37 protein-coding genes are annotated in these 26,879 nt (G+C 66.3%); all 37 read right to left on the bottom strand.

Annotated elements, in window-relative coordinates:
* Window positions 1-47: 47 nt before the first annotated feature.
* On the bottom strand, window positions 48-1,064 hold the full coding sequence (locus ABGB18_RS39330) for a DNA-directed RNA polymerase subunit alpha (RefSeq protein WP_347700757.1): 1,017 nt from the start codon (window positions 1,062-1,064) through the stop codon (window positions 48-50).
* Between the two features lie 100 nt (window positions 1,065-1,164).
* Window positions 1,165-1,791, bottom strand: coding sequence for a 30S ribosomal protein S4 (gene rpsD, locus ABGB18_RS39325; protein ID WP_347700756.1), 627 nt, complete (start codon window positions 1,789-1,791; stop codon window positions 1,165-1,167).
* Window positions 1,792-1,811: 20 nt separating this feature from the next.
* Entirely contained in the window at window positions 1,812-2,216 is a 405-nt protein-coding gene (rpsK, locus tag ABGB18_RS39320) for a 30S ribosomal protein S11 (RefSeq protein WP_020542285.1), read from the bottom strand.
* A 44-nt stretch (window positions 2,217-2,260) separates the two neighbouring features.
* Entirely contained in the window at window positions 2,261-2,641 is a 381-nt protein-coding gene (gene rpsM / locus ABGB18_RS39315; protein WP_125644650.1) for a 30S ribosomal protein S13, read from the bottom strand.
* A gap of 220 nt (window positions 2,642-2,861) precedes the next feature.
* A complete protein-coding gene (gene rpmJ, locus ABGB18_RS39310) occupies window positions 2,862-2,975 on the bottom strand; it encodes a 50S ribosomal protein L36 (RefSeq protein ID WP_003956441.1) in 114 nt (37 codons plus the stop codon).
* 24 nt (window positions 2,976-2,999) lie between these two features.
* Window positions 3,000-3,221, bottom strand: coding sequence for a translation initiation factor IF-1 (gene infA / locus ABGB18_RS39305; RefSeq protein WP_012887858.1), 222 nt, complete (start codon window positions 3,219-3,221; stop codon window positions 3,000-3,002).
* Window positions 3,222-3,509: 288 nt separating this feature from the next.
* Window positions 3,510-3,908, bottom strand: a complete 399-nt coding sequence (locus ABGB18_RS39300; protein ID WP_347700755.1) for a hypothetical protein — start codon at window positions 3,906-3,908, stop codon at window positions 3,510-3,512.
* Between the two features lie 103 nt (window positions 3,909-4,011).
* Window positions 4,012-4,440, bottom strand: a complete 429-nt coding sequence (locus ABGB18_RS39295; RefSeq protein WP_347700754.1) for a DUF1707 domain-containing protein — start codon at window positions 4,438-4,440, stop codon at window positions 4,012-4,014.
* Window positions 4,441-4,453: 13 nt separating this feature from the next.
* Window positions 4,454-5,263: a type I methionyl aminopeptidase gene (gene map, locus ABGB18_RS39290; RefSeq protein ID WP_347700753.1), complete on the bottom strand. Its 810-nt coding sequence runs from the start codon at window positions 5,261-5,263 to the stop codon at window positions 4,454-4,456.
* Between the two features lie 121 nt (window positions 5,264-5,384).
* Entirely contained in the window at window positions 5,385-6,035 is a 651-nt protein-coding gene (locus tag ABGB18_RS39285) for an adenylate kinase (protein ID WP_347700752.1), read from the bottom strand.
* A complete protein-coding gene (gene secY / locus ABGB18_RS39280; protein WP_347700751.1) occupies window positions 6,035-7,339 on the bottom strand; it encodes a preprotein translocase subunit SecY in 1,305 nt (434 codons plus the stop codon). The genes ABGB18_RS39285 and secY overlap by 1 nt, the downstream gene beginning before the upstream one ends.
* A gap of 167 nt (window positions 7,340-7,506) precedes the next feature.
* A complete protein-coding gene (rplO, locus tag ABGB18_RS39275; RefSeq protein ID WP_347700750.1) occupies window positions 7,507-7,974 on the bottom strand; it encodes a 50S ribosomal protein L15 in 468 nt (155 codons plus the stop codon).
* Window position 7,975: 1 nt separating this feature from the next.
* Window positions 7,976-8,158, bottom strand: a complete 183-nt coding sequence (rpmD, locus tag ABGB18_RS39270) for a 50S ribosomal protein L30 (RefSeq protein WP_093171751.1) — start codon at window positions 8,156-8,158, stop codon at window positions 7,976-7,978.
* Between the two features lie 2 nt (window positions 8,159-8,160).
* Window positions 8,161-8,790, bottom strand: coding sequence for a 30S ribosomal protein S5 (gene rpsE, locus ABGB18_RS39265; protein ID WP_090930445.1), 630 nt, complete (start codon window positions 8,788-8,790; stop codon window positions 8,161-8,163).
* 52 nt (window positions 8,791-8,842) lie between these two features.
* Window positions 8,843-9,226 carry a 50S ribosomal protein L18 gene (gene rplR, locus ABGB18_RS39260; protein ID WP_347700749.1) on the bottom strand — a complete coding sequence of 128 codons (384 nt, stop codon included), beginning with the start codon at window positions 9,224-9,226 and terminating at the stop codon, window positions 8,843-8,845.
* A 2-nt stretch (window positions 9,227-9,228) separates the two neighbouring features.
* Window positions 9,229-9,771, bottom strand: a complete 543-nt coding sequence (gene rplF / locus ABGB18_RS39255) for a 50S ribosomal protein L6 (protein WP_347700748.1) — start codon at window positions 9,769-9,771, stop codon at window positions 9,229-9,231.
* A 16-nt stretch (window positions 9,772-9,787) separates the two neighbouring features.
* Window positions 9,788-10,186, bottom strand: coding sequence for a 30S ribosomal protein S8 (rpsH, locus tag ABGB18_RS39250; protein ID WP_090930448.1), 399 nt, complete (start codon window positions 10,184-10,186; stop codon window positions 9,788-9,790).
* 176 nt (window positions 10,187-10,362) lie between these two features.
* Window positions 10,363-10,548 (bottom strand): type Z 30S ribosomal protein S14, encoded by a 186-nt coding sequence (locus tag ABGB18_RS39245; protein ID WP_020542298.1) that lies wholly within the window; start codon window positions 10,546-10,548, stop codon window positions 10,363-10,365.
* Between the two features lie 2 nt (window positions 10,549-10,550).
* Window positions 10,551-11,126, bottom strand: a complete 576-nt coding sequence (rplE, locus tag ABGB18_RS39240; protein ID WP_347700747.1) for a 50S ribosomal protein L5 — start codon at window positions 11,124-11,126, stop codon at window positions 10,551-10,553.
* The gene (gene rplX, locus ABGB18_RS39235; protein ID WP_347700838.1) at window positions 11,126-11,419 is read right to left on the bottom strand and encodes a 50S ribosomal protein L24; all 294 of its coding nucleotides are present in this window, start codon (window positions 11,417-11,419) and stop codon (window positions 11,126-11,128) included. Before rplX ends, rplE begins: the two co-directional genes overlap by 1 nt.
* Before the next feature lie 8 nt (window positions 11,420-11,427).
* Complete coding sequence (rplN, locus tag ABGB18_RS39230) at window positions 11,428-11,799, bottom strand: 50S ribosomal protein L14 (protein WP_043623452.1); 372 nt, start codon at window positions 11,797-11,799, stop codon at window positions 11,428-11,430.
* A 224-nt stretch (window positions 11,800-12,023) separates the two neighbouring features.
* A complete protein-coding gene (rpsQ, locus tag ABGB18_RS39225) occupies window positions 12,024-12,329 on the bottom strand; it encodes a 30S ribosomal protein S17 (RefSeq protein ID WP_347700746.1) in 306 nt (101 codons plus the stop codon).
* Entirely contained in the window at window positions 12,322-12,558 is a 237-nt protein-coding gene (gene rpmC / locus ABGB18_RS39220; protein ID WP_090930525.1) for a 50S ribosomal protein L29, read from the bottom strand. Before rpmC ends, rpsQ begins: the two co-directional genes overlap by 8 nt.
* A complete protein-coding gene (gene rplP, locus ABGB18_RS39215; RefSeq protein WP_347700745.1) occupies window positions 12,558-12,977 on the bottom strand; it encodes a 50S ribosomal protein L16 in 420 nt (139 codons plus the stop codon). The genes rpmC and rplP overlap by 1 nt, the downstream gene beginning before the upstream one ends.
* 2 nt (window positions 12,978-12,979) lie before the next feature.
* A complete protein-coding gene (gene rpsC, locus ABGB18_RS39210; protein WP_347700744.1) occupies window positions 12,980-13,840 on the bottom strand; it encodes a 30S ribosomal protein S3 in 861 nt (286 codons plus the stop codon).
* Window positions 13,840-14,193: a 50S ribosomal protein L22 gene (gene rplV, locus ABGB18_RS39205; protein WP_347700743.1), complete on the bottom strand. Its 354-nt coding sequence runs from the start codon at window positions 14,191-14,193 to the stop codon at window positions 13,840-13,842. The genes rpsC and rplV overlap by 1 nt, the downstream gene beginning before the upstream one ends.
* Before the next feature lie 24 nt (window positions 14,194-14,217).
* Window positions 14,218-14,496, bottom strand: a complete 279-nt coding sequence (gene rpsS, locus ABGB18_RS39200) for a 30S ribosomal protein S19 (protein ID WP_347700742.1) — start codon at window positions 14,494-14,496, stop codon at window positions 14,218-14,220.
* Window positions 14,497-14,507: 11 nt separating this feature from the next.
* Window positions 14,508-15,344 (bottom strand): 50S ribosomal protein L2, encoded by an 837-nt coding sequence (gene rplB, locus ABGB18_RS39195; RefSeq protein WP_090930456.1) that lies wholly within the window; start codon window positions 15,342-15,344, stop codon window positions 14,508-14,510.
* Window positions 15,345-15,446: 102 nt separating this feature from the next.
* Window positions 15,447-15,749, bottom strand: a complete 303-nt coding sequence (rplW, locus tag ABGB18_RS39190) for a 50S ribosomal protein L23 (RefSeq protein ID WP_347700741.1) — start codon at window positions 15,747-15,749, stop codon at window positions 15,447-15,449.
* Window positions 15,749-16,411: a 50S ribosomal protein L4 gene (gene rplD / locus ABGB18_RS39185; RefSeq protein ID WP_347700740.1), complete on the bottom strand. Its 663-nt coding sequence runs from the start codon at window positions 16,409-16,411 to the stop codon at window positions 15,749-15,751. Before rplD ends, rplW begins: the two co-directional genes overlap by 1 nt.
* On the bottom strand, window positions 16,408-17,061 hold the full coding sequence (rplC, locus tag ABGB18_RS39180; RefSeq protein WP_347700739.1) for a 50S ribosomal protein L3: 654 nt from the start codon (window positions 17,059-17,061) through the stop codon (window positions 16,408-16,410). The genes rplD and rplC overlap by 4 nt, the downstream gene beginning before the upstream one ends.
* Window positions 17,062-17,075: 14 nt before the next feature.
* On the bottom strand, window positions 17,076-17,384 hold the full coding sequence (rpsJ, locus tag ABGB18_RS39175; protein WP_090930460.1) for a 30S ribosomal protein S10: 309 nt from the start codon (window positions 17,382-17,384) through the stop codon (window positions 17,076-17,078).
* Between the two features lie 293 nt (window positions 17,385-17,677).
* The gene (gene tuf, locus ABGB18_RS39170; RefSeq protein ID WP_347700738.1) at window positions 17,678-18,871 is read right to left on the bottom strand and encodes an elongation factor Tu; all 1,194 of its coding nucleotides are present in this window, start codon (window positions 18,869-18,871) and stop codon (window positions 17,678-17,680) included.
* A gap of 151 nt (window positions 18,872-19,022) precedes the next feature.
* A complete protein-coding gene (gene fusA / locus ABGB18_RS39165) occupies window positions 19,023-21,122 on the bottom strand; it encodes an elongation factor G (RefSeq protein ID WP_347700737.1) in 2,100 nt (699 codons plus the stop codon).
* Window positions 21,123-21,155: 33 nt separating this feature from the next.
* The gene (rpsG, locus tag ABGB18_RS39160; protein ID WP_055505082.1) at window positions 21,156-21,626 is read right to left on the bottom strand and encodes a 30S ribosomal protein S7; all 471 of its coding nucleotides are present in this window, start codon (window positions 21,624-21,626) and stop codon (window positions 21,156-21,158) included.
* A 2-nt stretch (window positions 21,627-21,628) separates the two neighbouring features.
* On the bottom strand, window positions 21,629-22,003 hold the full coding sequence (gene rpsL / locus ABGB18_RS39155) for a 30S ribosomal protein S12 (RefSeq protein ID WP_043623420.1): 375 nt from the start codon (window positions 22,001-22,003) through the stop codon (window positions 21,629-21,631).
* 844 nt (window positions 22,004-22,847) lie between these two features.
* Entirely contained in the window at window positions 22,848-26,723 is a 3,876-nt protein-coding gene (locus ABGB18_RS39150) for a DNA-directed RNA polymerase subunit beta' (RefSeq protein WP_347700736.1), read from the bottom strand.
* Window positions 26,724-26,879 lie beyond the last annotated feature (156 nt).

Genomic DNA, 26,879 nt, shown 5'->3' with positions numbered 1-26,879 from the left:
TACGTTCACCCGCGCGGGCCCCTCGCCGAGGGACCCGCGGGAAGTGGTTAGTACTGCTCGGTCTCGACGTACGCGCTGTCGTCGTCGTCGTAGCCACCGCCGGCCACCGCGCTCGGGTCGAACCCGGGCGGGGAGTCCTTGAGCGCCAGCGACATCTCGTGCAGCTTCTGCTTGACCTCTTCGATCGACTTGGCGCCGAAGTTCCGGATGTCCAGCAGGTCCTGCTCGCTGCGCGCCACGAGCTCACCCACGGTGTGGATGCCCTCGCGCTTGAGGCAGTTGTAGGAGCGGACCGTCAGGTTCAGCTCCTCGATCGGCAGCGCCAGGTCGGCGGCCAGGGCGGCGTCGGTCGGCGACGGGCCGATGTCGATGCCCTCGGCCTCGACGTTGAGCTCGCGGGCCAGCCCGAAGAGCTCGACGAGCGTCTTGCCGGCGGAGGCCACCGCGTCGCGCGGCTTCATCGCGGGCTTGGTCTCGACGTCGAGGATGAGGCGGTCGAAGTCGGTGCGCTGCTCGACTCGGGTCGCCTCGACCTTGTAGGTGACCTTGAGCACCGGGGAGTAGATCGAGTCGATCGGGATGCGCCCGATCTCCTGGCCCGGCTGCTTGTTCTGGGCGGCGGAGACGTAGCCGCGACCGCGCTCGACGGTCAGCTCCATCTCCAGTTTCGCCTTGCCGTTGAGCGTGGCGATGCGCAGCTCGGGGTTGTGCACCTCGACACCGGCCGGCGGCGCGATGTCGGCGGCGGTGACCTCACCCGGGCCCTGCTTGCGCAGGTACATCACGACCGGCTCGTCGTGCTCGGAGGAGACGACCAGCTCCTTGAGGTTGAGGATGATGTCGGTGACGTCTTCCTTGACCCCGGGAACGGTCGAGAACTCGTGCAGCACGCCCTCGATGCGGATGCTCGTCACGGCCGCGCCCGGGATGGACGACAGCAGCGTGCGGCGCAGCGAGTTGCCGATGGTGTAACCGAAGCCCGGCTCCAGCGGCTCGATGACGAATCGGGACCGGGTCTCTTCGAGAGACTCTTCGAGAAGAGTCGGACGCTGAGCGATCAGCATGTGCGGGTTCTCCCCTTTTCGTGTGACGCCCGCTATATGACGCCACTCCGATAAACAGCCTAGCCCGGGTACGAGAAACTCGTACCCGGACCGGCGAGCACTACTTCGAGTAGTACTCGACGATGAGCTGCTCCTGAACCTGGGTGTCGATCTGCTGCCGGACGGGCAGCTGGTGCACCAGGACGCGGAGCTTCTCCGGCACGACGCCGAGCCACGCGGGAACCGTGCGCTCGCCGGCGGTGGCGCGGGCCACCTCGTACGGCATCAGGTTGCGCTTGGTCTCGCGGACCTCGACGATGTCGTGCTCACGCACGCGGTACGACGGAATGTCGACCTTCTTGCCGTTCACCAGGAAGTGCCCGTGACGGACCTGCTGGCGGGCGGCGTCGCGCGACTGCGCGAACCCGGCGCGGAAGACCACGTTGTCGAGCCGGCTCTCCAGGATCTGGAGCAGCACCTCACCCGACTTGCCGGTCTTGCTCGCGGCTTCCTCGTAGTAGTTGTGGAACTGCTTCTCGAGGACGCCGTAGATGCGACGGGTCTTCTGCTTCTCACGAAGCTGGGTCTGGTACTCGGTGTCCTTGGGACGCGCACGACCGTGCTCGCCCGGCGGGTAAGGACGGATCTCGATGGGGCACTTGGCGGACTCGCACTTGCTGCCCTTGAGGAAGAGCTTGACCTTCTCGCGACGGCAGAGCTTGCAGTCCGCGCCCGTGTAACGAGCCATTTCTCAATATCTCCTGGGAATCAAACGCGGCGGCGCTTGGGCGGACGGCAGCCGTTGTGCGGAACCGGGGTGACGTCCTGGATCGAGCCCACTTCGAGGCCGGTGGCCTGCAGCGAGCGGATCGCGGTCTCCCGGCCGGAGCCGGGGCCCTTGACGAAGACGTCGACCTTGCGCATGCCGTGCTCCATGGCGCGGCGGGCGGCGTTCTCGGCGGCCATCTGGGCGGCGAACGGGGTGGACTTGCGAGAGCCCTTGAAACCCACGTGGCCGGCGCTGGCCCAGGAGATCACGTTACCGTTCGGGTCGGTGATCGAGACGATCGTGTTGTTGAACGTGCTCTTGATGTGGGCGTGCCCGTGAGCGACGTTCTTCTTTTCCTTGCGGCGCACCTTCTTCGGCGCACCCTGGCGGCTCTTAGGAGGCATTGCTTGCCTTCACTCCTGAGGTCTTCGGTCCGCGGCTGCGCGAACTACTTCTTACCGGGCTTCTTCTTACCGGCAACGGTCTTCTTCTTGCCCTTGCGGGTGCGCGCGTTGGTCTGCGTGCGCTGACCGTGGACGGGCAGGCCCTTGCGGTGCCGGATGCCCTGGTAGCAACCAATCTCGATCTTGCGACGGATGTCGGCCTGGACCTCGCGGCGCAGGTCACCCTCGATCTTGAAGTTCGCCTCGATGTAGTCACGCATCGGGACGAGCTCGGTGTCGGAGAGCTGGTGCACGCGGAGGTCGCCGCTGACACCGGTGGCCTGGAGGATCTCCTGGGCCCGGGTGCGGCCGATTCCGTAGATGTAGGTGAGAGCGATCTCCAGCCGCTTTTCGCGGGGGAGGTCGACGCCAACCAGGCGAGCCATGGCGGGCATTCTCCTTCTCTGTGGCGGAGGTCTTGCGCCTCACTGCCCCTCCCCAATGCCCGGGGTGAGGGCCCCGGCCTCCGACCGGGGGTCTCCCGAGTGGTTCGGGCCGCCGGAGAGGACCGCCTGCTCGGGTGTGACACGCGATTACTGGCTCGGGCACCTCATGCGTCGAGCCCGCTCCCTGGCGGGGCGGACTCGGAGAAGCCCTTGCGGCGACCTAACCCTGACGCTGCTTGTGGCGCAGGTTGTCGCAGATCACCATGACGCGACCGTGCCGGCGAATCACCTTGCACTTGTCGCAGATCTTCTTGACGCTCGGCTTAACCTTCATCGTCCTTCGTGTTCCTCAGACGTCTTACTTGTATCGGTAGACGATCCGCCCACGACTCAGGTCGTAGGGGCTCAGTTCAACGACTACCCTGTCGTCCGGCAGGATCCGGATGTAGTGCATCCGCATCCGTCCGCTGATGTGGGCCAGGACCTTATGGCCGTTGTCGAGCTGCACCCGGAACATGGCGTTCGGGAGCGACTCGACCACAGTGCCCTCGATCTCGATGGCGCCGTCTTTTTTGGCCAAAATTCCTCGCGTTTCACTGATCGATCGTCTGAGGCTCCGGTTCACTAAGCAGCCGCGACCTCACGCTTCGAAGAGAGCGACGACCACAACAGCCGCCGACGCGTGATGGTCATAGTGAGCCGACTAAGCAGTGTACGACACCTGAGCCTAAAACGCGAAACGCGTGCCAGGTGTCCTGACACAACCATGTAATAGTCTACCCCACCTTTGCATGCCCGGACCCCAGACACAGCGGAAGGCCCACCGGGGAGAGCCGGCGGGCCTTCGGCGGGGGTCCGAGGACGGGGTCTAGTAGATCCTCCGCGGGGCGCCGCAGTACTTGAACCGGCCTTCCCAGCAGGTGTACGTGTACAGCTTCTGGATGCCGCCCTTGGACCAGGTCTCGCTGTAGGAGCCGTTCCACCCGCGGGAGAACTTGTGCCAACTCCCGCCCGAGTAGTACCTGAACCACACGTAGCCGTGCTTGGGGGAGAACTCCTTGCCGTACCACTTCGTGTAGAGCCTGCCGTTCTGCTTCCACGTCTTGCCGAAGGTGTAGGCCTTGTGGTTGCTGGAGTAGAACTTGCCCCAGTTGCCGATCGAGGCGCCGGCGGTGGTGGCGGTGGCCGCCTGGGCGGCGGGCGCGACGGCGAGGCCGGTGACGGCGACCGAGCCGGCGAGGGCGGCTGCTGCGAGGACCTTGCGCATTTGGGTTTCCTCCGTGAGTTGCGTTCCCGACACAGCTCACGTTAGGAATCCGCGCCCCGCCCTACTGCGCACGAATGCACACAGTGCACAAGTGCACAAACCCCTACTGGTGGCGGGGGCGGTGGTTGCCGAACACGGTGCTGATCAGCAGGATCAGGCCCCACGGCCCCATCACCCACAGCGGCCACGGATACACTAAGTCGCCCGACGTGATGCTCACGATCAGCCAGATCACCCAGTTGATGCCACTGGCCGTGGCCCAGGCGCCCCAGGCCGCCCGCATGCCCGGATGCATGCGGTTGTCGGGCGCGGCGGCCGGGCGCACCTTGGCCGGGCGGTTGCGCAGGTCCACGTCGGGCAGGTCGGCCGTCAGCTTGGCCAGCTCGCCATAGGTCTTGCTGCGGTAGAGCGATTCGAGCCGCTCGTTGAACTCATCCATGGTGATGCGGCCCTGCGCGGTGTGCTCGCGGAGGATGGCGGCCACGCGGTCGCGGTCGGCGTCGGAGGCTCGCATCTCGGGGCTGTTGGCCATCCCACACTCCCGGCTAGTTCTGCAGGTGCGCCAGGCGCTCTTGGCCCCCGTCCAGGGCGGTCAGCACCCAAGGACCATTATGTGTCACCGCGACGCTGTGTTCGAAGTGTGCCGAGGCCTTGCCGTCGATCGTCACCACGGTCCAGTCGTCCGCCAGTACGCGGGTGCGCTCGGTGCCCAGGTTCACCATGGGCTCGATGGCCAGGCACATGCCCTCCTCCAGCACCGGGCCCCGCCCGGGCCGGCCGTGGTTGGCGATCCACGGGTCCATGTGCATCTCGGTGCCGATGCCGTGGCCTCCGTATTCCGGGGGGATGCCGAAGCGGCCCTGCGACTTGACGTACCGCTCCACCTCGTGGCCGATGTCCGACAGGTGGCGGCCGACGCGCAGCGCGGCAATGCCGCGCCACATGGCCTCCTCGGTGATCCGCATCAGCTCCGTCAGCTTGGGGTCCACCTCGCCGACCGGCACGGTGACGGCCGAGTCGCCGTGCCAGCCCTCCAGGATGGCCCCGCAGTCGATCGAGATGATGTCGCCCTCGCGCAGCTTGCGGACGTCGGTCGGGATGCCGTGGACCACTTCCTCGTTCACCGAGGCGCAGATCGTCGCGGGGAAGCCCTGGTAGCCCTTGAACGACGGGATCGCTCCCTCGTCCCTGATGGCCTTCTCGGCGATGCCGTCCAGGTCGAGCGGCGTCATGCCGGGCTCGACCGAGCGCTTCAGCAGGTCGAGCGTGCGCCCGACCACCAGGCCCGCGGCCCGCATCTTCTCCAGTTGCTCCGGAGACTTGATCTGGATCCCGTGCCGGTTGCGCTTGAACATCTGCCTGCCCCCCTGGGTCTCAACGGGCCACGCTGGGGGCCCAATCCCCCCACAATAACCGTCCAATAGCGAGCAGGGTGGCGTGGAAGCCCACGCCACCCCAAAACGGTCGTTCTCCGACTTAACCCATGAACGGCTGAATCGCCTCCATGGCCCGCTGTGTGATCTCCTCGACCGGGCCCGTGGCATCGACCCCCACGAGAATGCCCTCGTCGGCGTAGTAGGAGACCAGCGGCGCCGTCTGCTCCTGGTAGACCTCCAGGCGGTGCCGGACCGTCTCCTCCTTGTCGTCGTCACGCTGGAAGAGCGCGCCCCCGCACGCGTCGCACCTGTCGTCCTTCTTGTCGTCGAACTCGACGTGCCAGATGCGCCCGCACTGACTGCACGTGCGCCGGCCGGCCAGCCGCCTGACGACCTCGTCGTCCTCGACCACCAGCTCCAGCACGACGTCGAGCGCCTGCCCCCAGTCCTTGAGCATGTCGCGCAGGATCTCCGCCTGCGCGACATTTCGGGGGAAGCCGTCAAGCAGGAAGCCGTCCTGCGCGTCGTCCTCGGAGAGACGGTCACGGACCATGGCGATGGTCACCTCGTCAGGCACCAGGTCGCCACGGTCCATATACGTCTTGGCCAGCTTGCCAAGATCCGTGCCCCCCGAGACATTGGCACGGAAGATGTCACCTGTCGAGATCTTCGGGATCGACAGGTTCGATGCGATGTACTGGGCCTGTGTCCCCTTACCCGCTCCGGGGGGCCCGACCAGAACGAGACGCACTACCGCAGGAAACCTTCGTAGTTACGCTGCTGGAGCTGGCTCTCGATCTGCTTCACCGTGTCCAGGCCGACACCAACCATGATCAGAATGCTCGTCCCTCCGAACGGGAAGTTCTGGCTCGCACCGGACACCGCCAGCGCGACGATCGGGACCATGGAGATCAGACCCAGATAGAGCGAGCCCGGCGCGGTCAGACGAGTGAGCACGAAGTTCAGGTATTCAGCCGTCGGACGGCCGGGACGGATGCCCGGAATGAAACCACCGTACTTCTTCATGTTGTCGGCGACTTCAGTGGGGTTGAACGTGATGGACACGTAGAAGTACGTGAAGAAGATGATCAAGAGGAAGAACGTGGCCATGTAGATCGGCGTGTCGCCCGTGGCCAGGTTTTGCGAGATCCACCGGATGACCGCGTTGTCGGTCGTCTGGAACAGCGACGTGATGAGCTGCGGCAGGTAGAGCAGCGACGAGGCGAAGATGACCGGGATGATGCCGGCCTGGTTGACCTTGAGCGGGATGTACGTGGACGTGCCGCCGTACATCCTGCGGCCCACCATGCGCTTGGCGTACTGCACCGGGATGCGCCGCTGGGCCTGCTCGACGAAGACCACCGCGGCGATCATGAAGACGCCGACGACCATGACGACCGTGAAGGTGAACTTGTTGGCCTGGAAGATGTTGGTCAGCTCGGACGGGAAGACCGCCACGACCTGAGTGAAGATCAGGATGGACATGCCGTTGCCGACGCCGCGGTCGGTGATGAGCTCACCCAGCCACATGATCACCGACGTACCGGCCGTCATGATGATGACCATCGTGACGATGCCGAAGATGTTGTCCGGGTCGAGCAGGACGTCCTGCTGGCAGTTCGGGAAGAGCTGGCCGGTGCGGGCCAGCGCGATGAAAGCGGTCGACTGGAGAACGGCGAGCCCGATGGTCAGATAACGCGTATACTGCGTGATCTTGGTCTGACCGGACTGCCCCTCCTTCTTCAGCGCCTCCAGGCGTGGGATCACCACGACGAGCAGCTGGAGGATGATGCTCGCGGTGATGTACGGCATGATGCCCAGCGCGAACACCGACAACTTCAGGAGCGCACCACCGCTGAAGAGCTGCACCATCCCATAGATGTTGCCGGCGGCTCCATTACGGGCCTGGTCGAAACAGGCCGCGAGATTCTGGACGTGAACACCCGGAGTCGGAAGAACCGAGCCGAGTCGGAACAGCGCGATGATGCCCAGGGTGAAGAGCAACTTCTTGCGCAGGTCCGGTGTCCGGAACGCCCGGGTAAACGCGGTCAGCACGGTCCCTCCTGCGCGCCTTTACGGCGGTATGAGTATGCGATGGTGCGGGGATCTGCCATCTGAAGTCTCAGGTCAAACGAGCCGGACAGAATCCTGCCGTCTCGCGAACTCTAACGCACTACGGGCGTGGGGGCATTTGTCAAAGCCCCCACGCCTCGTAATTGCTCTTACAGCTCGGTAACGGAACCACCAGCAGCGGCGATCTTCTCCTTCGCGGCGGACGAGAAGGCGTGAGCCTGGACGTTCACCGCGACAGAGAGCTCACCGGTGCCGAGCACCTTCACGAGCTGGTTCTTGCGGACAGCACCCTTGGCGACCAGCGCCTCGACGGTGACCTCGCCACCGTCGGGGAACAGCTCGCCGAGCCTGTCCAGGTTGACGACCTGGTAGGTCGTCTTGAACAGCGCGTTGGAGAAGCCCTTGAGCTTCGGCAGACGCCTCTGCAGCGGCACCTGGCCACCCTCGAACCCGAGGGGAACCGTCGTACGGGCGTGGCTGCCCTTGGTGCCGCGACCGGCCGTCTTGCCCTTCGACGCCTCGCCGCGACCCTTGCGGATCTTGGCCTTGTTGGCACCGGGGGCAGGACGCAGGTCGTGAATCTTGAGCGGAGCAGCGTTGTTGGAGCTGTCAGTCATGTCAATCGACCTCTTCCACATCGACGAGGTGCGTCACCACGGCGACCATCCCGCGAATCTCGGGCCGGTCCTCCTTGACGACGACGTCGCCGATCCGCTTCAGGCCAAGCGAACGCAGCGAGTCACGCTGGTTCTGCTTGCCACCGATCTTCGAGCGAACCTGAGTGATCTTCAGGCGTGCCATGACTAGCTCACCGCCTTCGCCGCCGCCGCTTCCGCGAGGCCTTCGCGCTGGGCCTTCAGCATCGCGGGCGGGGCGACGTCCTCGATCGGCAGGCCACGGCGGGCGGCGATCTCCTCGGGCCGCGACAGGGCCTTCAGCGCCGACACGGTGGCGTGCACGATGTTGATCGGGTTGTCCGAGCCGAGCGACTTGGACAGCACGTCGTGGATGCCGGCGCACTCCAGCACCGCGCGCACCGGGCCACCGGCGATGACGCCGGTACCGGCCGAGGCCGGCCGCAGGAAGACGACGCCCGCCGCCTCCTCGCCCTGCACGGTGTGCGGGATGGTGCCCTGGATCCTCGGCACCTTGAAGAAGTGCTTCTTCGCCTCTTCGACGCCCTTGGCGATGGCCGCGGGCACTTCCTTGGCCTTGCCGTAGCCGACGCCGACCAGGCCGTTGCCGTCACCGACGACGACGAGGGCGGTGAAGCTGAAGCGACGACCACCCTTCACGACCTTGGCCACTCGGTTGATCTTCACTACGCGCTCGATGTACGAGACGCCCTTGTCGGCGGCGCCACCGCGGCGATCGTCACGACGGTCCCGCCGCTCGCCACCGGTGCCGCCACCGCGACGCGGAGCTGCAGCCATCAGTGGTTCCTCATCTCAACAGTTGCCATCATTTGCGATCCTCGGGCCCGCATCAGAACGCGAGCCCGCCTTCGCGAGCGCTGTCGGCCAGCGCCGCGATCCGACCCGCATACCGGTTGCCACCGCGGTCGAAGACGACCGCCGTGATGCCGGCTTCCTTGGCCCGCTGAGCGAGGAGCTCGCCGACCTTCTTGGCCTTCTCGGTCTTGTCCGCCTCCAGGGCGCGCAGCGTGGGGTCCATGGTGGACGCGCTCACGAGCGTGTGACCGACGGAGTCGTCCACGATCTGCACGAACAGGTGACGGGTCGAACGGTTGACGACCAGGCGCGGACGCGCGGCCGTACCGACGACGTTCTTGCGGACGCGGCGGTGACGGCGAGCCCGCGAGACGGTGCGGGCAGCCGTGTGCTTGCCGAACGCAGTCTTCGGAGCCATGCCTACTTACCAGCCTTTCCGACCTTGCGGCGGATCTGTTCGCCCTGGTAGCGCACGCCCTTGCCCTTGTACGGGTCAGGCTTGCGCAGCTTACGGATGTTGGCCGCGACCTCACCGACCTTCTGCTTGTCGATGCCGTCCACGTGGAACACGGTGGGCCGCTCGACGCGGAAGGTGACGCCCTCGGGGGCGTCGACGACGACGGGGTGGCTGAAGCCCAGCGAGAACTCGAGCTGCGTCGGGCCCTTGGCCTGGACGCGGTAACCGACTCCGACGATCTCCAGGGTCTTGGAGTAGCCCTGAGTGACGCCCTGCACCATGTTGGCGATCAGCGTCCGCGACAGGCCGTGCAGCGCCCGGACCTTGTTCTCGTCGTTGGGGCGGCTGACGGCGATGGCACCGTCGTCGTCGCGGGCGACCGTGATCGGGTCCGCGACCGTGTGAGTGAGCGTGCCCTTCGGGCCCTTGACCTGGACATCCTGGCCACTGATCGTGATGTCTACGCCACTGGGCACCGGGATGGGCAGCCGTCCGATTCGCGACATGCTGTGTTCCTCCCCTCTACCAGACGTAGGCGAGGACTTCCCCGCCCACACCACGCTTGCCGGCCTGCTTGTCGGTCATGAGACCGGCGGACGTCGAGATGATCGCGACGCCCAGCCCGCCCAGGACTCGAGGCAGATTGTCCTTCTTCGCATAAACCCGCAGACCGGGCTTGGACACCCGGCGCAGGCCCGCGAGCGACCGCTCACGGGTAGGCCCGAACTTGAGCTCCACCACGAGGTTCTTGCCAACCTTGGCGTCTTCGACGGTCCAAGCCTGGATGTAGCCCTCCTGCTGGAGGATCTCGGCGATGTGCGCCTTGATCTTCGAGTACGGCATCGACACGCTGTCGTGGTACGCCGAGTTCGCGTTACGCAGACGTGTGAGCATGTCTGCGATCGGGTCGGTCATCGTCATGGCCAGTGGCCTTCCTCGCCGCGGTTTCCAGTCGGTCAAGCAGCACCTGTCGTGCTCTCTACCGGTGGACCTTCGGCGCGGTCACGGACGCGGGACGCGTCCTGCCTTGTCTATCTACTGAATATGTGTGCGGTCGATCACCTGGGGGGCGACACGCGGCCGCCCCCCAAGGTTAACTACCAGCTCGACTTGGTGATGCCGGGCAGCTCGCCCCGGTGCGCCATCTCGCGGAAGCACACGCGGCACAGCCCGAACTTGCGGTAGACGGCGCGCGGCCGGCCACAACGCGAGCAACGAGTGTATGCCCGGACCTCGAACTTCTGCTTACGCCCTGCCTTGGCGATCAGTGACTTCTTCGCCATGATCAGGCCTCCTTGAAGGGGAACCCGAGGAGCTTCAGCAGCGCCCGGCCCTGGTCGTCGTTCTTCGCCGTGGTCACGATCGTGATGTCCATGCCCCGCGGCCGGTCGACCTTGTCCTGGTCGACCTCGTGGAACATGACCTGCTCGGTCAGACCGAACGTGTAGTTGCCGTTGCCGTCGAACTGCTTGGGCGACAGGCCACGGAAGTCCCTGATACGCGGCAGCGCCAGGGCGAGCAGCCGGTCGAGGAACTCCCACATGCGGTCCCCGCGCAGCGTGACGTGCGCGCCGATCGGCATGCCCTCGCGCAGCTTGAACTGGGCGATGGACTTGCGGGCCCGCACGACGGCCGGCTTCTGGCCGGTGATCACGGTGAGGTCGCGAACGGCGCCTTCGATGAGCTTGGAGTCACGCGCCGCCTCGCCCACGCCCATGTTGACCTTGATCTTGGTCAGGGCCGGGATCTGCATGACGTTCTCGATCGCGAACTGCTCGCGAAGCTGGCCCGCGATCTCCTCGCGGTACTTCGTCTTGAGTCGGGGCGTCGGGCGCTCGGTCTCAGTGGTCGTGGCAGTCATCAGCTGTCCTCACCCGTCTCGTCGGCCTTCTTGTCCTCGGCCTTCTTGTCGGCGGGCTTGTCGTCCTTGAGCTTCTTCACATTGGAGACGTGAATGGAAGCCTCCATGGTCTGCACGCCGCCGGTCTTGGCGCCGCGCGGGCCCTGGTGGGTCTCCTTCGTGTGCTTCTTGATCATGTTGACGCCCTCGACCACCACGCGGTCCTCGCGCGGGAGCGTGGCGATGACGCGACCCTTGGCACCCTTGTCCTTGCCCGCGATGACCTGGACCAGGTCACCCTTCTTGACGTGCAGCTTCGGCATCACAGCACCTCCGGGGCGAGCGAGATGATGCGCATGAACTTCTTGTCGCGCAGCTCCCGGCCGACCGGGCCGAAGATACGGGTGCCGCGAGGGTCACCGCTGTCCTTGATGATGACGGCGGCGTTCTCGTCGAAGCGGATGTAGGAGCCGTCGGGCCGGCGGCGCTCCTTGACCGTGCGGACGACGACGGCCTTGACCACGTCGCCCTTCTTGACGCCAGTGCTGCCGGGCAGCGCGTCCTTGACAGTGGCGACGATGACGTCGCCGATACCGGCGTAGCGTCGGCCCGAGCCACCGAGAACACGGATGCAAAGGATCTCCTTCGCGCCCGTGTTGTCGGCGACCTTGAGCCGCGACTCCTGCTGGATCACGTTCTACTCCTGTTAGTCGCGCCGGTTCTCATTTCTGAGCCTGGCGGAACCTGCTGTTGTCTTGTTCCCCCGGCCACAGCCCCGTGGGCCGCTCAGCGTGTCCCTGAGCGGCCTGCGGCACCGCACCGCAGGCGACGCGAGACCGGGGGTGACCCCGCGTCCTTGGACGCCGTCGTGGGGGCTCTCAGAACCCCCACGAGGCGCGGCATGCCAGAGAAGGCGTGTTACTTGGCCTTCTCGAGGATCTCCACGACCCTCCACCGCTTGGTGGCGGACAGGGGGCGGGTCTCCATCAGCAGCACGCGGTCGCCGACGCCACAGGCGTTGGCCTCGTCGTGCGCCTTGTACTTGGTCGTCCGGCGGATGACCTTGCCGTACAGGCGGTGCTTCACGCGGTCCTCGACGGCGACGACGACGGTCTTGTCCATCTTGTCGCTGACGACCAAGCCCTCACGGACCTTGCGGAAGTTCCGCGCGTTCTCCGCCGCCTCGGCGGTCTCGGTGGTGCTGGTCTCGGTGGTCTCAGCCATCGCTCGTCTCCTTCTCAACCGTGATGATGCCGAGCTCCCGCTCACGCATCACGGTGTAGATACGGGCGATCTCGCGGCGGACGGCACGCAGCCGCCCGTGGCTCTCCAACTGACCGGTCGCCGCCTGGAAGCGGAGGTTGAACAGCTCCTCCTTGGCCTCCTTGAGCTTGCGGACCAGGGTGTCCTGATCCTCCACCCGCAGCTCGCCGGCGGTCAGGCCCTTAGCCATCACGCCTCACCCACTTCACGCTTAACGATCTTGCACTTCATAGGCAGCTTGTGGATCGCGCGCTGAAGCGCCTCGCGCGCGACCGACTCCGCCACGCCGGACAGCTCGAACATCACGCGTCCGGGCTTGACGTTGGCGATCCACCACTCCGGCGAGCCCTTACCGGAACCCATGCGGGTCTCGGCGGGCTTCTTGGTGAGGGGACGGTCGGGGTAGATGTTGATCCACACCTTGCCGCCACGGCGGATGTGACGGGTCATGGCGATACGGGCCGACTCGATCTGGCGGTTGGTCACGTAAGCGTGCTCAATCGCCTGGATGCCGAACTCGCCGAACACGACCCTGGTGCCGCCCTTGGCGGCGCCGCTGCGGTCAGGCCGGTGCTGCTTACGGTGCTTGACCCTGCGCGGGATCAGCATGGTCAGCTCCCTTCGGCACCCGGCTGCGCGGCCGGGCCGGTCTCGGGGGCGGCCTGCGAGGCCGCCTCTGTGCGGGGGGCACGGTCGCCGCGGTCACCGCCACGGCCGCCACCGCGACGGGCGCCACCGGCGCCGCCACGACGGGGACGGTCGCCGCCGCCGCCACCACGACGGTCGTCACGCTCGCGACGCTGGCCGGCCCGGGCGCCGGCGGCGGCCGCCTCGCGCTCGGCGCGGCTGGTCGGAGCCTCGCCCTTGTAGATCCAGACCTTCACGCCGATCCGGCCGAAGGTGGTACGGGCCTCGTAGAAGCCGTAGTCGATGTCCGCGCGAAGCGTGTGCAGCGGCACGCGGCCCTCGCGGTAGAACTCCGACCGCGACATCTCGGCGCCGCCCAGACGACCGGAGCACTGGACACGGATGCCCTTGGCACCGGACTTCATGGCCGACTGCATCGCCTTGCGCATGGCACGGCGGAACGAGACCCGGCTGGACAGCTGCTCGGCCACGCCCTGCGCGACGAGCTGCGCGTCGATCTCGGGGTTCTTGACCTCGAGGATGTTGAGCTGGACCTGCTTCTTGGTCAGCTTCTCCAGGTCGCCACGGATGCGGTCCGCCTCGGCGCCGCGCCGGCCGATCACGATGCCGGGCCGCGCGGTGTGGATGTCCACCTGTACGCGGTCCGTGGTGCGCTCGATCTCGACCTTGGAGATGCCGGCCCGCTCCATGCCCTTCTGCAGCATGCGGCGGATCGACACGTCCTCGGCGACGTACGACTTGTACAGCTTGTCGGCGTACCACCGGCTCTTGAAGTCGGTCGTGATGCCGAGGCGGAACCCGTGCGGGTTAACCTTCTGGCCCACTATCGGGTCCTTCCCTTCGGCTCGCGGGATTCCACGATCACGGTGATGTGGCTCGTCCGCTTGTTGATCCGATAGGCACGACCCTGTGCACGCGGGCGGAACCGCTTCAGCGTCGGGCCCTCGTCGACCCACGCCCGGCTCACGACGAGCGTGCTCGGGTCGAGGTCGAAGTTGTGCTCGGCATTCGCCATGGCGCTGCTGAGCACCTTGTAGATCGGCTCGCTCGCCGACTGGGGAGCGAACTGCAGCACGGCCTGCGCCTCCGAAGCGGGCAGCCCGCGAATAAGGTCCACCACACGGCGGGCCTTCATGGGCGTGACACGGACGAACCGCGCCTGAGCCCTGGCTTCCATCGCCTTCTCCTACTTCTGGGACGCTTACCGCCGGCTGCGGCGGTCTTCCTTGACGTGGCTGCGGAACGTCCGCGTGGGGGCGAACTCTCCGAGCTTGTGGCCGATCATCGACTCGGTGATGAAGACCGGGACGTGCTTGCGGCCGTCGTGCACGGCGATCGTGTGCCCGAGCATGTCGGGAACGATCATGGAGCGCCGCGACCACGTCTTGATGACGTTCTTGGTGCCCTTGTCGTTCTGGACGTCCACCTTCTTCTGAAGGTGCTCGTCCACGAAGGGACCCTTCTTAAGGCTACGTGGCATTTCGGCTGCTCCTACCGCTTCTTCCTCTTGCTCCGGCGACGAATGATCAACCGGTCGCTGGCCTTGTTGGCCTGGCGGGTGCGCCCCTCGGGCTTACCCTTCGGGTTCACCGGGTGGCGACCACCGGAGGTCTTGCCCTCACCACCACCGTGCGGGTGGTCGACGGGGTTCATCGCGACACCGCGGACGGTCGGGCGCTTGCCCTTCCACCGCATACGGCCGGCCTTGCCCCAGTTGATGTTGGCCTGCTCGGCGTTGCCGACCTGGCCCACCGCGGCCCGGCAGCGCACGTCGACCATGCGCATTTCACCCGACGGCATACGCAGCGTGGCGTACTGGCCTTCCTTGGCGAGCAGCTGGATCTGGGCGCCGGCGGAGCGGCCCAGCTTGGCGCCGCCGCCCGGACGGAGCTCCACCGCGTGGATGAAGGTACCGGTCGGGATGTTGCGCAGCGGCAGGCAGTTGCCCGGCTTGATGTCGGCGGCGGGGCCGTTCTCGATACGGTCACCCTGCTTGAGGCCCGTCGGCGCGATGATGTAGCGCTTCTCACCGTCGGCGTAGTGGAGCAGAGCGATATTGGCGGTACGGTTCGGGTCGTACTCGATGTGAGCGACCTTCGCCGGAATGCCGTCCTTGTCATGCCTACGGAAGTCGATGATCCGGTAGGCGCGCTTGTGACCGCCGCCCTGGTGGCGTGCGGTGACCCGGCCGTGTACGTTCCGGCCGCCCTTGCTGTGAAGGGGCGCAAGCAGCGACTTCTCCGGCGTGCTGCGGGTGATCTCGGAGAAGTCCGAGACACTCGATCCGCGGCGACCCGGGGTCGTCGGCTTGTACTTACGGATGCCCATCTTTTTCGTTCATCCTTCGTCGGTTACATGGGCGAGCCCGCCGCACCGGAGTACGGCGGTCTCGGCCCCGCGAGCCTCGCGGCCCGCTCACTTCTCTGGTGGCTAGCCGATCTGACCGAAGATGTCGATCCGATCGCCCTCCACCAGGCTCACGATCGCGCGCTTGGTGTCGGGACGCTTGCCAAAACCGGTACGGGTCCGCTTGCGCTTGCCCTGCCGGTTGATGGTGTTCACACTGGTGACCTTGACCCCGAAGATCTGCTCAACAGCGATCTTGACCTGGGTCTTGTTCGCGGTCTTCTTCACCAGGAACGTGTACTTGTTGAACTCATCGATCAGGCCGTAGCTCTTCTCAGAGACGACCGGCTTGATGATGACGTCGCGCGGGTCGACGATCTTCTCCATCAGGCCTCTTCTCCCTCATTAGCCGCCGACCCCGCCGAAAGCCGGGCCACGACCTGGTCGTAGGCCTCCCGCGTGAAGATCACGTCGTCGGCCAGCAGCACGTCGTACGTGTTGAGCTGCCCGGCGTCCAGCAGGTGGACCTCCGGAGCGTTGCGCAGGCTGAGCCAGGTCGCCTCGTCGGCCTCGTCGACCACGACGAGGACGCGGGGGGCCTGGGTGACCTTGCGCAGGGCCTGCAGCGCGGCCTTGGTCTTGGGGGTGTCCCCCGTGACCAGCGAGCTGACCACGTGCACGCGACCGCCACCCGCCCTGTCGGAGAGGGCGCCACGCAGCGCGGCGGCCTTCATCTTCTTGGGCGTCCGCTGCGAGTAGTCGCGCGGAACCGGGCCGTGGACGGTGCCACCGCCGGTGAACTGCGGCGCGCGGGTCGAGCCCTGGCGGGCGCGGCCGGTGCCCTTCTGGCGGTACGGCTTCTTGCCGCCGCCGGAGACCTCACCACGGGTCTTGGCCTTGTGCGTGCCCTGCCGGCGAGCGGCGAGCTGCGCCACGACCACCTGGTGGATCAGCGGTACGTTGACCTTGGTGCCGAAGACGTCTTCGGGCAGGTCAACGGTGCCGGTCTTGGCACCGCTGGCGTCGAGGACGTCAATGGTGATGCTCACTTGGCAGCCCCCTTCTTGGCAGCGGTGCGAACGAGGACCAGACTGCCGTTGGCGCCGGGGATCGCACCCTTGATCAGGATGAGACCGTTCTCGACGTCCACGGAGTGGACCTTGAGGCTCTGCACGGTGGTGCGGACGTTACCCATCCGGCCAGCCATGCGCAGACCCTTGAAAACGCGGCCCGGGGTGGCGCAGCCACCGATGGAACCCGGCGAACGGTGCTTGCGCTGCGTACCGTGCGACGCGCCCAGACCACCGAAACCGTGGCGCTTCATGACACCGGCGAAGCCCTTGCCCTTGCTCTTGCCCGTCACGTCGACGAACTGGCCGGCCTCGAAGGTGTCGGCCAGCAGTTCCTGGCCCAGGGTGTAGTCGCTCGCGTCGTCAGTGCGGATCTCCGCGAAGTAACGGCGCGGGGTGATGTCGTGCTTACGCAGGTAGTCGCCGAGCGGCTTGTTGACCTTCCGGGGGTCGACCTGCCCGAAGCCGAGCTGGACGGCGGAGTAGCCGTCCTTCTCAGGAGTGCGGACGCGGGTCACCACGCACGGACCGGCCTCGACCACGGTGACCGGGACCATCCGGTTGTCCGCGTCGAAGACCTGGGTCATGCCGAGCTTCTTGCCCAGGACGCCCTTGATCGTCTTAGCCATGTCAGTGCGTTCCCTCAGAGCTTGATCGAAATGTCGACACCCGCGGGGAGGTCGAGCCGCATGAGCGAGTCAACCGTCTTGGGGGTCGGGTCGATGATGTCAATCAGCCGCTTGTGCGTGCGCATCTCGAAGTGCTCGCGGCTGTCCTTGTACTTGTGCGGCGAGCGGATGACGCAGTACACGTTCTTCTCGGTCGGCAGCGGCACCGGGCCCGCGACCTTCGCGCCAGTCCGCGTCACTGTCTCGACGATCTTCTTGGCCGAAGTGTCGATGACCTCGTGGTCATAGGCCTTAAGCCGGATGCGGATCTTCTGTCCCGCCATAGTGGCCTCGGTGTCCTTCGCTGTCGTCTGAAAAAGTATCGTGCGGCCTTGTGCCGCTGTGTTGTTGCAGGTCAGAGCCTGCCTGACCCCACGAGGCAGACGCAGTGGAGCTGCCTGTTCTTCCGTGATCCGGCAGTGACTTCGGTCACTGTCCGATGTCTCACCGCTGAGCGGATCGACCTCGTCCCGTCAGCCGAAGTGACTGCAGGATCACGGCGCCGGTTCGCAGGGCCCTGTACGCGGATCGGCGGTCGGTCCCAAGTCCGGGGCCGACCGCCGCCCCAACGGTCCAGCTACTTGATGATCTTCGTGACCCGACCGGCGCCGACGGTGCGGCCACCCTCACGGATCGCGAACTTGAGACCTTCCTCCATGGCGATGGGCTGGATCAGCTCAACGCGCATCTCGGTGTTGTCGCCCGGCATGACCATCTCCGTGCCCTCGGGGAGGTTCACGACGCCGGTCACGTCAGTCGTACGGAAGTAGAACTGCGGGCGGTAGTTGTTGAAGAACGGCGTGTGGCGGCCGCCCTCGTCCTTGGACAGGATGTAGACCTGGCCGTTGAACTCGGTGTGCGGGGTGGTCGTGCCCGGCTTGATGATGCACTGGCCGCGCTCGACGTCGTCGCGCTTGATGCCGCGGAGCAGCAGGGCGGCGTTGTCACCGGCGTGACCCTCGTCGAGCATCTTGTTGAACATCTCGATGCTGGTGACGGTGGTGGTCGTCTTCTCCGGCTTGATGCCGATGATGTCGACCTGCTCGTTGACCTTGACGATGCCGCGCTCGATACGGCCGGTGACGACCGTGCCGCGACCGGTGATCGAGAAAACGTCCTCGACCGGCATGAGGAACGGCTTGTCCGTCTCACGCGGCGGCTCGGGCACGTTCTCGTCCACGGCGTTCATGAGCTCGACGATGCTGTCGGCCCACTTGGCGTCGCCCTCGAGAGCCTTGAGGGCGGAGACGCGTACGACGGGCAGGTCGTCGCCGGGGAACTCCTGAGCGGACAGGAGCTCACGGACCTCGAGCTCGACCAGCTCGAGGATCTCCTCGTCGTCGACCATGTCGGCCTTGTTGAGCGCCACGACGATGTAGGGGACGCCGACCTGGCGGGCCAGGAGGACGTGCTCCTTCGTCTGCGGCATCGGGCCGTCGGTAGCGGCGACCACCAGGATGGCGCCGTCCATCTGAGCGGCACCGGTGATCATGTTCTTCACGTAGTCGGCGTGACCGGGGCAGTCCACGTGGGCGTAGTGGCGCTTCTCGGTCTGGTACTCGACGTGCGCGATGGAGATCGTAATACCACGGGCCTTCTCCTCCGGCGCCTTGTCGATCTTGTCGAACGGCGTCGCGGCGTTGAGCTCGGGGTAACGGTCGTGAAGCACCTTGGTGATCGCCGCGGTCAGCGTGGTCTTGCCGTGGTCGATGTGCCCAATGGTGCCGATGTTCATGTGCGGCTTGTTCCGCTCGAACTTGGCCTTGCCCACTGGTTCTCTCCTTAGAGAATCTGACTGACTTTCGTACACACTCGGGCCCGGGAGCTCCCGAACCCCTTGGCGGCGGGGTGGCTGCTCACCACCCCACCAGGGACCAGGACTTGAAGTCCTGCTCCGACCCGTCGCCGGATCGGACCAGGAACTACTCGCCCCGGGCCTTCGCGACGATCTCCTTGGCGATGCCCGGAGGCACCTCCGCATAGGAGTCGAACTGCATGCTGTAGCTCGCGCGCCCCTGCGTCTTGCTACGCAGGTCGCCCACGTAGCCGAACATCTCAGACAGCGGCACGAGCGCCTGGACGACCCGGGCTCCGGCCCGCTCGTCCATCGCCTGGATCTGCCCGCGGCGGCCGTTGAGGTCGCCGATGACGTCACCCATGTAGTCCTCGGGCGTGGTGACCTCGACGGCCATCATCGGCTCGAGAAGCACGGCGTCCGCCTTGCGCGCGGCCTCCTTGAAGGCCATCGAGCCGGCGATCTTGAAGGCCATTTCCGAGGAGTCGACGTCGTGCGCGGCACCGTCGGTCAGCGTAACCTTCACGCCCACCATCGGATAGCCGGCCAGCACGCCGAACTCGGCGGCCTCCTGGGCGCCCGCGTCGACCGACGGGATGTATTCCCGCGGGACGCGGCCACCGGTGACCTTGTTCTCGAACTCGTAGCCGTCGTTGCCCTCGCCCAACGGCTCGAGGTTGATGATCACCCGCGCGAACTGACCGGAACCACCGGTCTGCTTCTTGTGGGTGTAGTCGATCTTCTCCACCTTGCGGCGGATGGTCTCGCGGTAGGCGACCTGCGGCCGACCGACGTTGGCCTCGACCTTGAACTCGCGGCGCATCCGGTCGACGAGGATCTCCAGGTGGAGCTCGCCCATGCCCCAGATGACCGTCTGACCGGTCTCCTCGTCACGGCGGACCTGGAAGGACGGGTCCTCCTCGGCCAGCCGCTGGATGGCGGTCGACAACTTCTCCTGGTCGCCCTTGGTCTTCGGCTCGATGGCGACGTTGATGACCGGAGCCGGGAACGTCATCGACTCGAGCACGACCTGGTTGGACGTGTCGGACAGCGTGTCGCCCGTCGTGGTGTCCTTCAGGCCCATGACGGCGACGATCTGGCCGGCGATGGCCGTCGGCCGCTCTTCACGCTTGTTGGCGTGCATCTGGTAGATCTTGCCGATCCGCTCCTTCTTGCCCTTCACAGAGTTGGTGACCTGTGAACCGGCCTCGAGCGTGCCCGAGTAGATGCGGATGTAGGTGATCTTGCCCAGGTGCGGGTCGCTGGCGATCTTGAAGGCCAGAGCGGAGAACGGCTCAGTCGGGTCCGCGTGCCGCTCGATGACCTTCTCCTCGTTGCCGACCGCGTGGCCCTTGAAGGCCGGGATGTCGGTCGGCGCCGGGAGGTAGGCGACGATCCCGTCGAGCAGGGGCTGCACGCCCTTGTTCTTGAACGCGGTGCCGCACAGGACGGGGTTGATGGCGCTGCTCAGCGTGGCGCGGCGGATGGCCGCGATGAGCTGCTCCTCGGTGGGCTCGGTGCCCTCCAGGTAGAGTTCCATCAGCTCGTCGTCGTTCTCGGCGACGGTCTCGATGAGGCGGTCCCGCCACTCGCGAGCGGCGTCGGCGTGGTCGGCCGGGATGTCGACGGTGTCGTACATCTCGCCCTTGGCCGCCTCGGCGCTCCAGATGAGACCCTTCATCGTGATGAGGTCGATGACGCCCTTGAAGTCGGCCTCGACGCCCCACGGAAGCTGGATCACAGCGGGGGTCGCGCCCAGGCGGCTGACCATCATCTCGACGCAGCGGTGGAACTCCGCGCCGACCCGGTCCATCTTGTTCACGAAGCAGATGCGCGGGACGTTGTAGCGGTCGGCCTGGCGCCACACCGTCTCCGACTGCGGCTCGACACCCGCGACACCGTCGAACACGGCGACGGCACCGTCGAGCACGCGGAGCGAGCGCTCCACCTCGATGGTGAAGTCGACGTGCCCCGGGGTGTCGATGATGTTGATGGTGTGACCGAGCCATTCACAGGTGGTCGCGGCGGACGTGATGGTGATGCCGCGCTCCTGCTCCTGCTCCATCCAGTCCATCGTGGCAGCGCCCTCGTGGACTTCACCGATCTTGTAGTTGATGCCGGTGTAGAACAGGATGCGCTCGGTCGTGGTGGTCTTGCCCGCGTCGATATGGGCCATGATCCCGATGTTGCGGACCTTGGCCAGGTCAAGAGCGGTCGTGGTGGCCACTTCTCTCGCGTCCTCGTCGTCTCGTCGAACCCACTACCAGCGGTAGTGAGCGAAGGCCTTGTTGGACTCGGCCATCTTGTGGGTGTCCTCGCGCTTCTTCACGCTCGCCCCGAGGCCGTTGCTGGCGTCGAGGAGCTCGTTCATGAGGCGCTCGGTCATGGTCTTCTCGCGGCGGGCGCGGGAGTACTGCACCAGCCAGCGCAGGGCCAGCGTGGTGCTGCGCGCGGCACGCACCTCGACCGGCACCTGGTAGGTCGCGCCACCGACACGGCGGCTGCGGACCTCGAGGGTCGGCTTGACGTTGTCAAGCGCGCGCTTGAGGGTGACGACCGGGTCGTTGCCGGTCTTATCCCTGCAGCCCTCAAGGGCGCCGTAGACGATTGACTGTGCAATGGAACGCTTGCCGTCCAGAAGCACCTTGTTGATCAGGGCGGTCACCAGCGGCGAGCTGTAAACCGGGTCAGCCATGAGCTGACGGCGGCCAGGAGAACCCTTGCGAGGCATTGTTAGCTCTTCTCCTTCTTCGCGCCGTAACGGCTCCGGGCCTGCTTGCGGTTGCGGACACCCTGGGTGTCGAGCGAACCACGGATGATCTTGTAGCGAACACCCGGCAGGTCCTTCACACGACCGCCACGCACGAGCACGATGGAGTGCTCCTGCAGGTTGTGGCCCACACCGGGGATGTAGGCCGTGACCTCGATGCCGTTCGTGAGCCGAACGCGGGCCACCTTGCGCAGTGCCGAGTTGGGCTTCTTCGGGGTAGTGGTGTAAACGCGCTGGCAGACGCCGCGCCGCTGCGGACTCCCCTTGAGGGCAGGAGTCTTGGTCTTGGCGACCTTGTCCTGCCGGCCCTTGCGGACCAACTGCTGAATAGTGGGCACTGCCACTCCGTTTCGTGCCTTGGCCGGTGTTACGTCATCAGGTGCTGCGTTTCGCAGGTGCTGCCGGTGTCATGACCTGCTGTTTTTCCCTGCCTCGGCGCCCCCGCGCTCGGGCGTGTCGCGCTATCCACACAGACACATCCGAGAGGGAAACGAGCCAGGAAGCCGTCCTACGCCGCAATGAGCGCGCGGTCGAAGGCCCGCATAGAGACGGGCACGATGTCCAAGACTACCCAGGCCCATGCGACACGTCAAAACGGCGCGACATGGCCAGTCAGCCTTGCCACTCCGGATCGCCGAGGCCTACTTCATCCAGCCCATCTACAGCTCCGCAGCCATGATATCCGCCCTGCACTGCATTCCGCACGGAGATCCGCGACCCCGGCCCCGCCGACCCGTGGCCCGAAGCCCGATCACTCCCACGGGGCCGCCCTTTTCGCCCCCGGCACCCGGCCGGCCATCCACAAACCTTCCCCGGCAGGCCACAACCACGTAACCCGGCCCACAGGGCGTCGTAACGGCGGCCGGCCCGCGCAGGGTCAGCCACCGTCTCCCTGGAAGGCCCCCGGCCCCGTGCGGCGTCTGGGGCAGCCACGGCAGCGCGTAACGGATGGGGGTTCATGGGAGGCGCAACGGATGGGCGTTACGGCAGCGCGCCCGGCCCCCCAAACAAGAGACCCCGAGCACACCGCGCGGACGCACCCGAACCCCCAAACAAGAGACCCCGAGCACACCGCGCGGACGCACCCGAACCCCCAAACAAGAGACCCGAACACACCGCACACGGACGCGCCCGGACCCCCGAAACGGGGACCCGGGCGCGTCACAGCGAACTAAGAACAATTCACCTGTTGTACTGACCGAAGTCGTATTCCTCCAGGGGAACCGCCTCGCCGCTGCCGGTGCCGAAGGTGTAGTCGGCCGCGGAGCCGTCGTAACCGCCGACGGTGTACATGGCCGCCTTGGCCTCCTCGGTCGGCTCCACCCTGATGTTGCGGTACTGCGGCATGCCGGTGCCCGCCGGGATGAGCTTACCGATGATGACGTTCTCCTTCAGGCCCAGGAGCGAGTCGGACTTGGCGTGGATCGCCGCGTCCGTCAGGACCCTGGTCGTCTCCTGGAAGGAGGCCGCCGACAGCCACGACTCGGTGGCGAGCGACGCCTTCGTGATGCCCATGAGCACCGGACGACCGGCGGCCGGGCCGCCGCCCTCCGCCACCGTCTCGCGGTTCATCTGCTCGAAGCGCGGGCGCTCCACGAGCTCGCCGGGCAGCAGGTCGGTGTCACCGGACTCCAGCACGTTAACGCGCTTGAGCATCTGCCGCACGATGATCTCGATGTGCTTGTCGTGGATCGACACACCCTGCGACCGGTAGACCTGCTGGACCTCCGCCACCAGGTGCAGCTGCACGGCCCGCGGGCCGAGGATGCGCAGCACCTCGTTGGGGTTGACCGCACCGGCCACGAGCTGCTGACCGACCGTGACCCGCTGGCCGTCCTGCACGAGCAGGCGCGAGCGCATCGAGACCGGGTAGGCGATCTCCTCCGAGCCGTCGTCGGGGGTGATCACGATCTTCCTGGTCTTGTCGGTCTCGTCGATCCGGGCCCGGCCCTCGGCCTCGGAGATCGGGGCGACACCCTTGGGGATGCGCGCCTCGAACAGCTCCGTGACACGGGGCAGACCGTGGGTGATGTCGGCGCCGGCCACACCACCGGTGTGGAAGGTCCGCATCGTCAGCTGCGTGCCGGGCTCACCGATCGACTGGGCGGCGATGATGCCGACCGCCTCGCCGACGTCCACGAGCTTGCCGGTGGCCAGCGAGCGGCCGTAGCAGGTCGCGCAGACACCGATCTTGGCCTCGCAGACGAGCGCGCTGCGGGTGCGTACGGTCTCGATACCGGCCTCGACCAGCGCGGTGACGTGCAGGTCGTTGATGTCGACCCCCGCCGCCGCGATGATCTTGCCGTCGACCTCGACGTCCTCGGCCAGGATGCGGCCGTGCACGTTGGACTCGGCGTTCTCCGCCTTGACCAGGGTGCCCGCCGAGTCCCGCTCGCCGACGTGCAGCGGGACCGCGCGGTCGGTGCCGCAGTCGATCTCGCGCACGATGACGTCCTGCGCCACGTCCACCAGACGCCGGGTCAGGTAACCCGAGTCCGCCGTACGCAGGGCGGTGTCGGCCAGACCCTTCCGCTGGCCGTGGGTGGAGATGAAGTATTCCAGCACCGACAGGCCCTCGCGGAACGAGGCCTTGATCGGCCGCGGGATCGTCTCACCCTTGGTGTTGGACACCAGGCCGCGGATGCCGGCGATCTGCCGGACCTGCATCTTGTTACCACGGGCGCCGGAGTTGACCATCATCCAGACCGGGTTGGTCGCCGGGAAGGCGTTGACCATGTCGGTCTCGACGTCGGCCGTCGCGTGCGTCCAGATCTCGATGAGCTCCTGACGGCGCTCCTCGTCGGTGATCAGACCGCGCTCGTACTCGCGCTGCACCTTGTCGGCCCGGCGCTCGTAGTTCTCCATGATGTCGGTCTTGTTCGGCGGCGCGACGACGTCCTCGATCGAGATCGTGACACCGGAGCGGGTCGCCCAGCGGAAGCCCGCGTCCTTGAGCGCGTCGAGCGAGTTGGCGACCTCGATCTTGGGGTAGGTCTCCGCCAGCTCGTTCACGATCGTGGACAGCTGCTTCTTGCCGACCTGGAAGTCGACGAACGGGTAGCTCTCGGGGAGCGTCTGGTTGAACAGGCACCGCCCGAACGTCGTCTCCAGCCGGAGCGGGTCGCCCGGCTCCCAGCCGTCGGGGGCCACCCAGTCGCGCGGCGGCAGGACGTCCTTCAGCCGGATCTGGATCTTCGCCTGGATCTCCAGCTCGCGGCGGTCGAAGGCCATCTGCGCCTCGGCGATCGAGCCGAACACGCGGCCCTCGCCCTCCGCGCCCTCCTTCATGGTGGTCAGCCAGTAGAGGCCGATGACCATGTCCTGGGTGGGCATCGTCACGGGCTTGCCGTCGGCCGGCTTGAGGATGTTGTTGGTCGAGAGCATCAGGATGCGTGCCTCGGCCTGGGCCTCAGCCGACAGCGGCAGGTGCACGGCCATCTGGTCACCGTCGAAGTCCGCGTTGAACGCGGTGCAGACGAGCGGGTGGATCTGGATGGCCTTGCCCTCCACGAGCTGCGGCTCGAACGCCTGGATGCCCAGGCGGTGGAGCGTCGGAGCGCGGTTGAGCAGCACGGGGTGCTCGGTGATGACCTCTTCGAGCACGTCCCACACCACGGGGCGGGCCCGCTCGACCATCCGCTTGGCCGACTTGATGTTCTGTGCGTGGTTGAGGTCCACGAGCCGCTTCATCACGAACGGCTTGAACAGCTCCAGCGCCATCTGCTTGGGCAGACCGCACTCGTGCAGCTTGAGCTGCGGGCCGACGACGATGACCGAACGGCCGGAGTAGTCGACTCGCTTGCCCAGCAGGTTCTGGCGGAAACGACCCTGCTTACCCTTCAGCATGTCGCTGAGGGACTTCAGCGGCCGGTTGCCGGGACCGGTGACCGGGCGACCGCGGCGGCCGTTGTCGAACAGCGCGTCCACGGCCTCCTGCAGCATCCGCTTCTCGTTGTTCACGATGATCTCGGGCGCGCCGAGGTCGAGCAGACGCTTGAGGCGGTTGTTCCGGTTGATGACCCGGCGGTAGAGGTCGTTGAGGTCGGAGGTCGCGAACCGGCCACCGTCGAGCTGCACCATCGGGCGCAGGTCCGGCGGGATGACCGGGATGCAGTCGAGCACCATGCCGCGCGGCGAGTTGGTGGTGTTCAGGAACGCCGACACGACCTTGAGCCGCTTGAGCGCACGGGCCTTCTTCTGGCCCTTGCCGCTGCGGATGGTCTCGCGCAGGTTTTCGGCCTCGGCGTCGAGGTCGAAGCTGATCAGGCGGTCCTGGATCGCCTGCGCGCCCATGCCGCCCTTGAAGTAGCGGCCGAAGCGGTCGCGCATCTCGCGGTAGAGCAGCTCGTCGCCCTCCAGGTCCTGGACCTTGAGGTTCTTGAAGCGGCTCCAGACCTCGTCGAGCCGGTCCAGCTCGCGCTGGGCCCGGTCGCGGAGCTGGCGCATCTCGCGCTCGGCGCCCTCACGGACCTTGCGGCGCTGGTCACCCTTGGCGCCGGCGGCCTCAAGCTCGGCCAGGTCGCCTTCGAGCTTCTTCTGCCTGGCCTCGACGTCGGCGTCGCGGCGCTGCTCGATGTGCTGCCGCTCGACGGAGATCTTCGCCTCCAGCGAGGGCAGGTCACGCTCGCGCATCTCGTTGTCGACATGCGTGATCATGTACGCCGCGAAGTAGATGACCTTCTCCAGGTCCTTCGGGGCCAGGTCGAGCAGGTAACCGAGGCGCGAAGGAACGCCCTTGAAGTACCAGATGTGCGTGACCGGCGCGGCCAGCTCGATGTGGCCCATCCGCTCACGGCGCACCTTGGCCCGAGTGACCTCGACGCCACAGCGCTCGCAGATGATGCCCTTGAAGCGGACGCGCTTGTACTTACCGCAGTAGCACTCCCAGTCGCGGGTCGGACCGAAGATCTTCTCGCAGAAGAGTCCGTCCTTTTCCGGCTTGAGAGTCCGGTAGTTGATGGTCTCGGGCTTCTTGACCTCTCCATGCGACCACTGACGGATGTCGTCGGCGGTCGCGAGACCGATTCTGAGCTCGTCGAAGAAGTTGACGTCCAGCATTTGTGCGATCTCCCCCTCAGACTTCTTCCACGCTGCTCGGCTCACGCCGGGACAGATCGATACCGAGCTCTTCCGCGGCGCGGAAGACGTCCTCGTCGGTGTCACGCATCTCGATCGACATGCCGTCGCTCGACAGCACCTCGACGTTCAGGCACA

This window comes from Nonomuraea sp. B12E4 (assembly GCF_039871825.1).
Classification (GTDB): Bacteria; Actinomycetota; Actinomycetes; order Streptosporangiales; family Streptosporangiaceae; genus Nonomuraea.
This window is presented reverse-complemented; position numbering and strand designations above follow the sequence as displayed.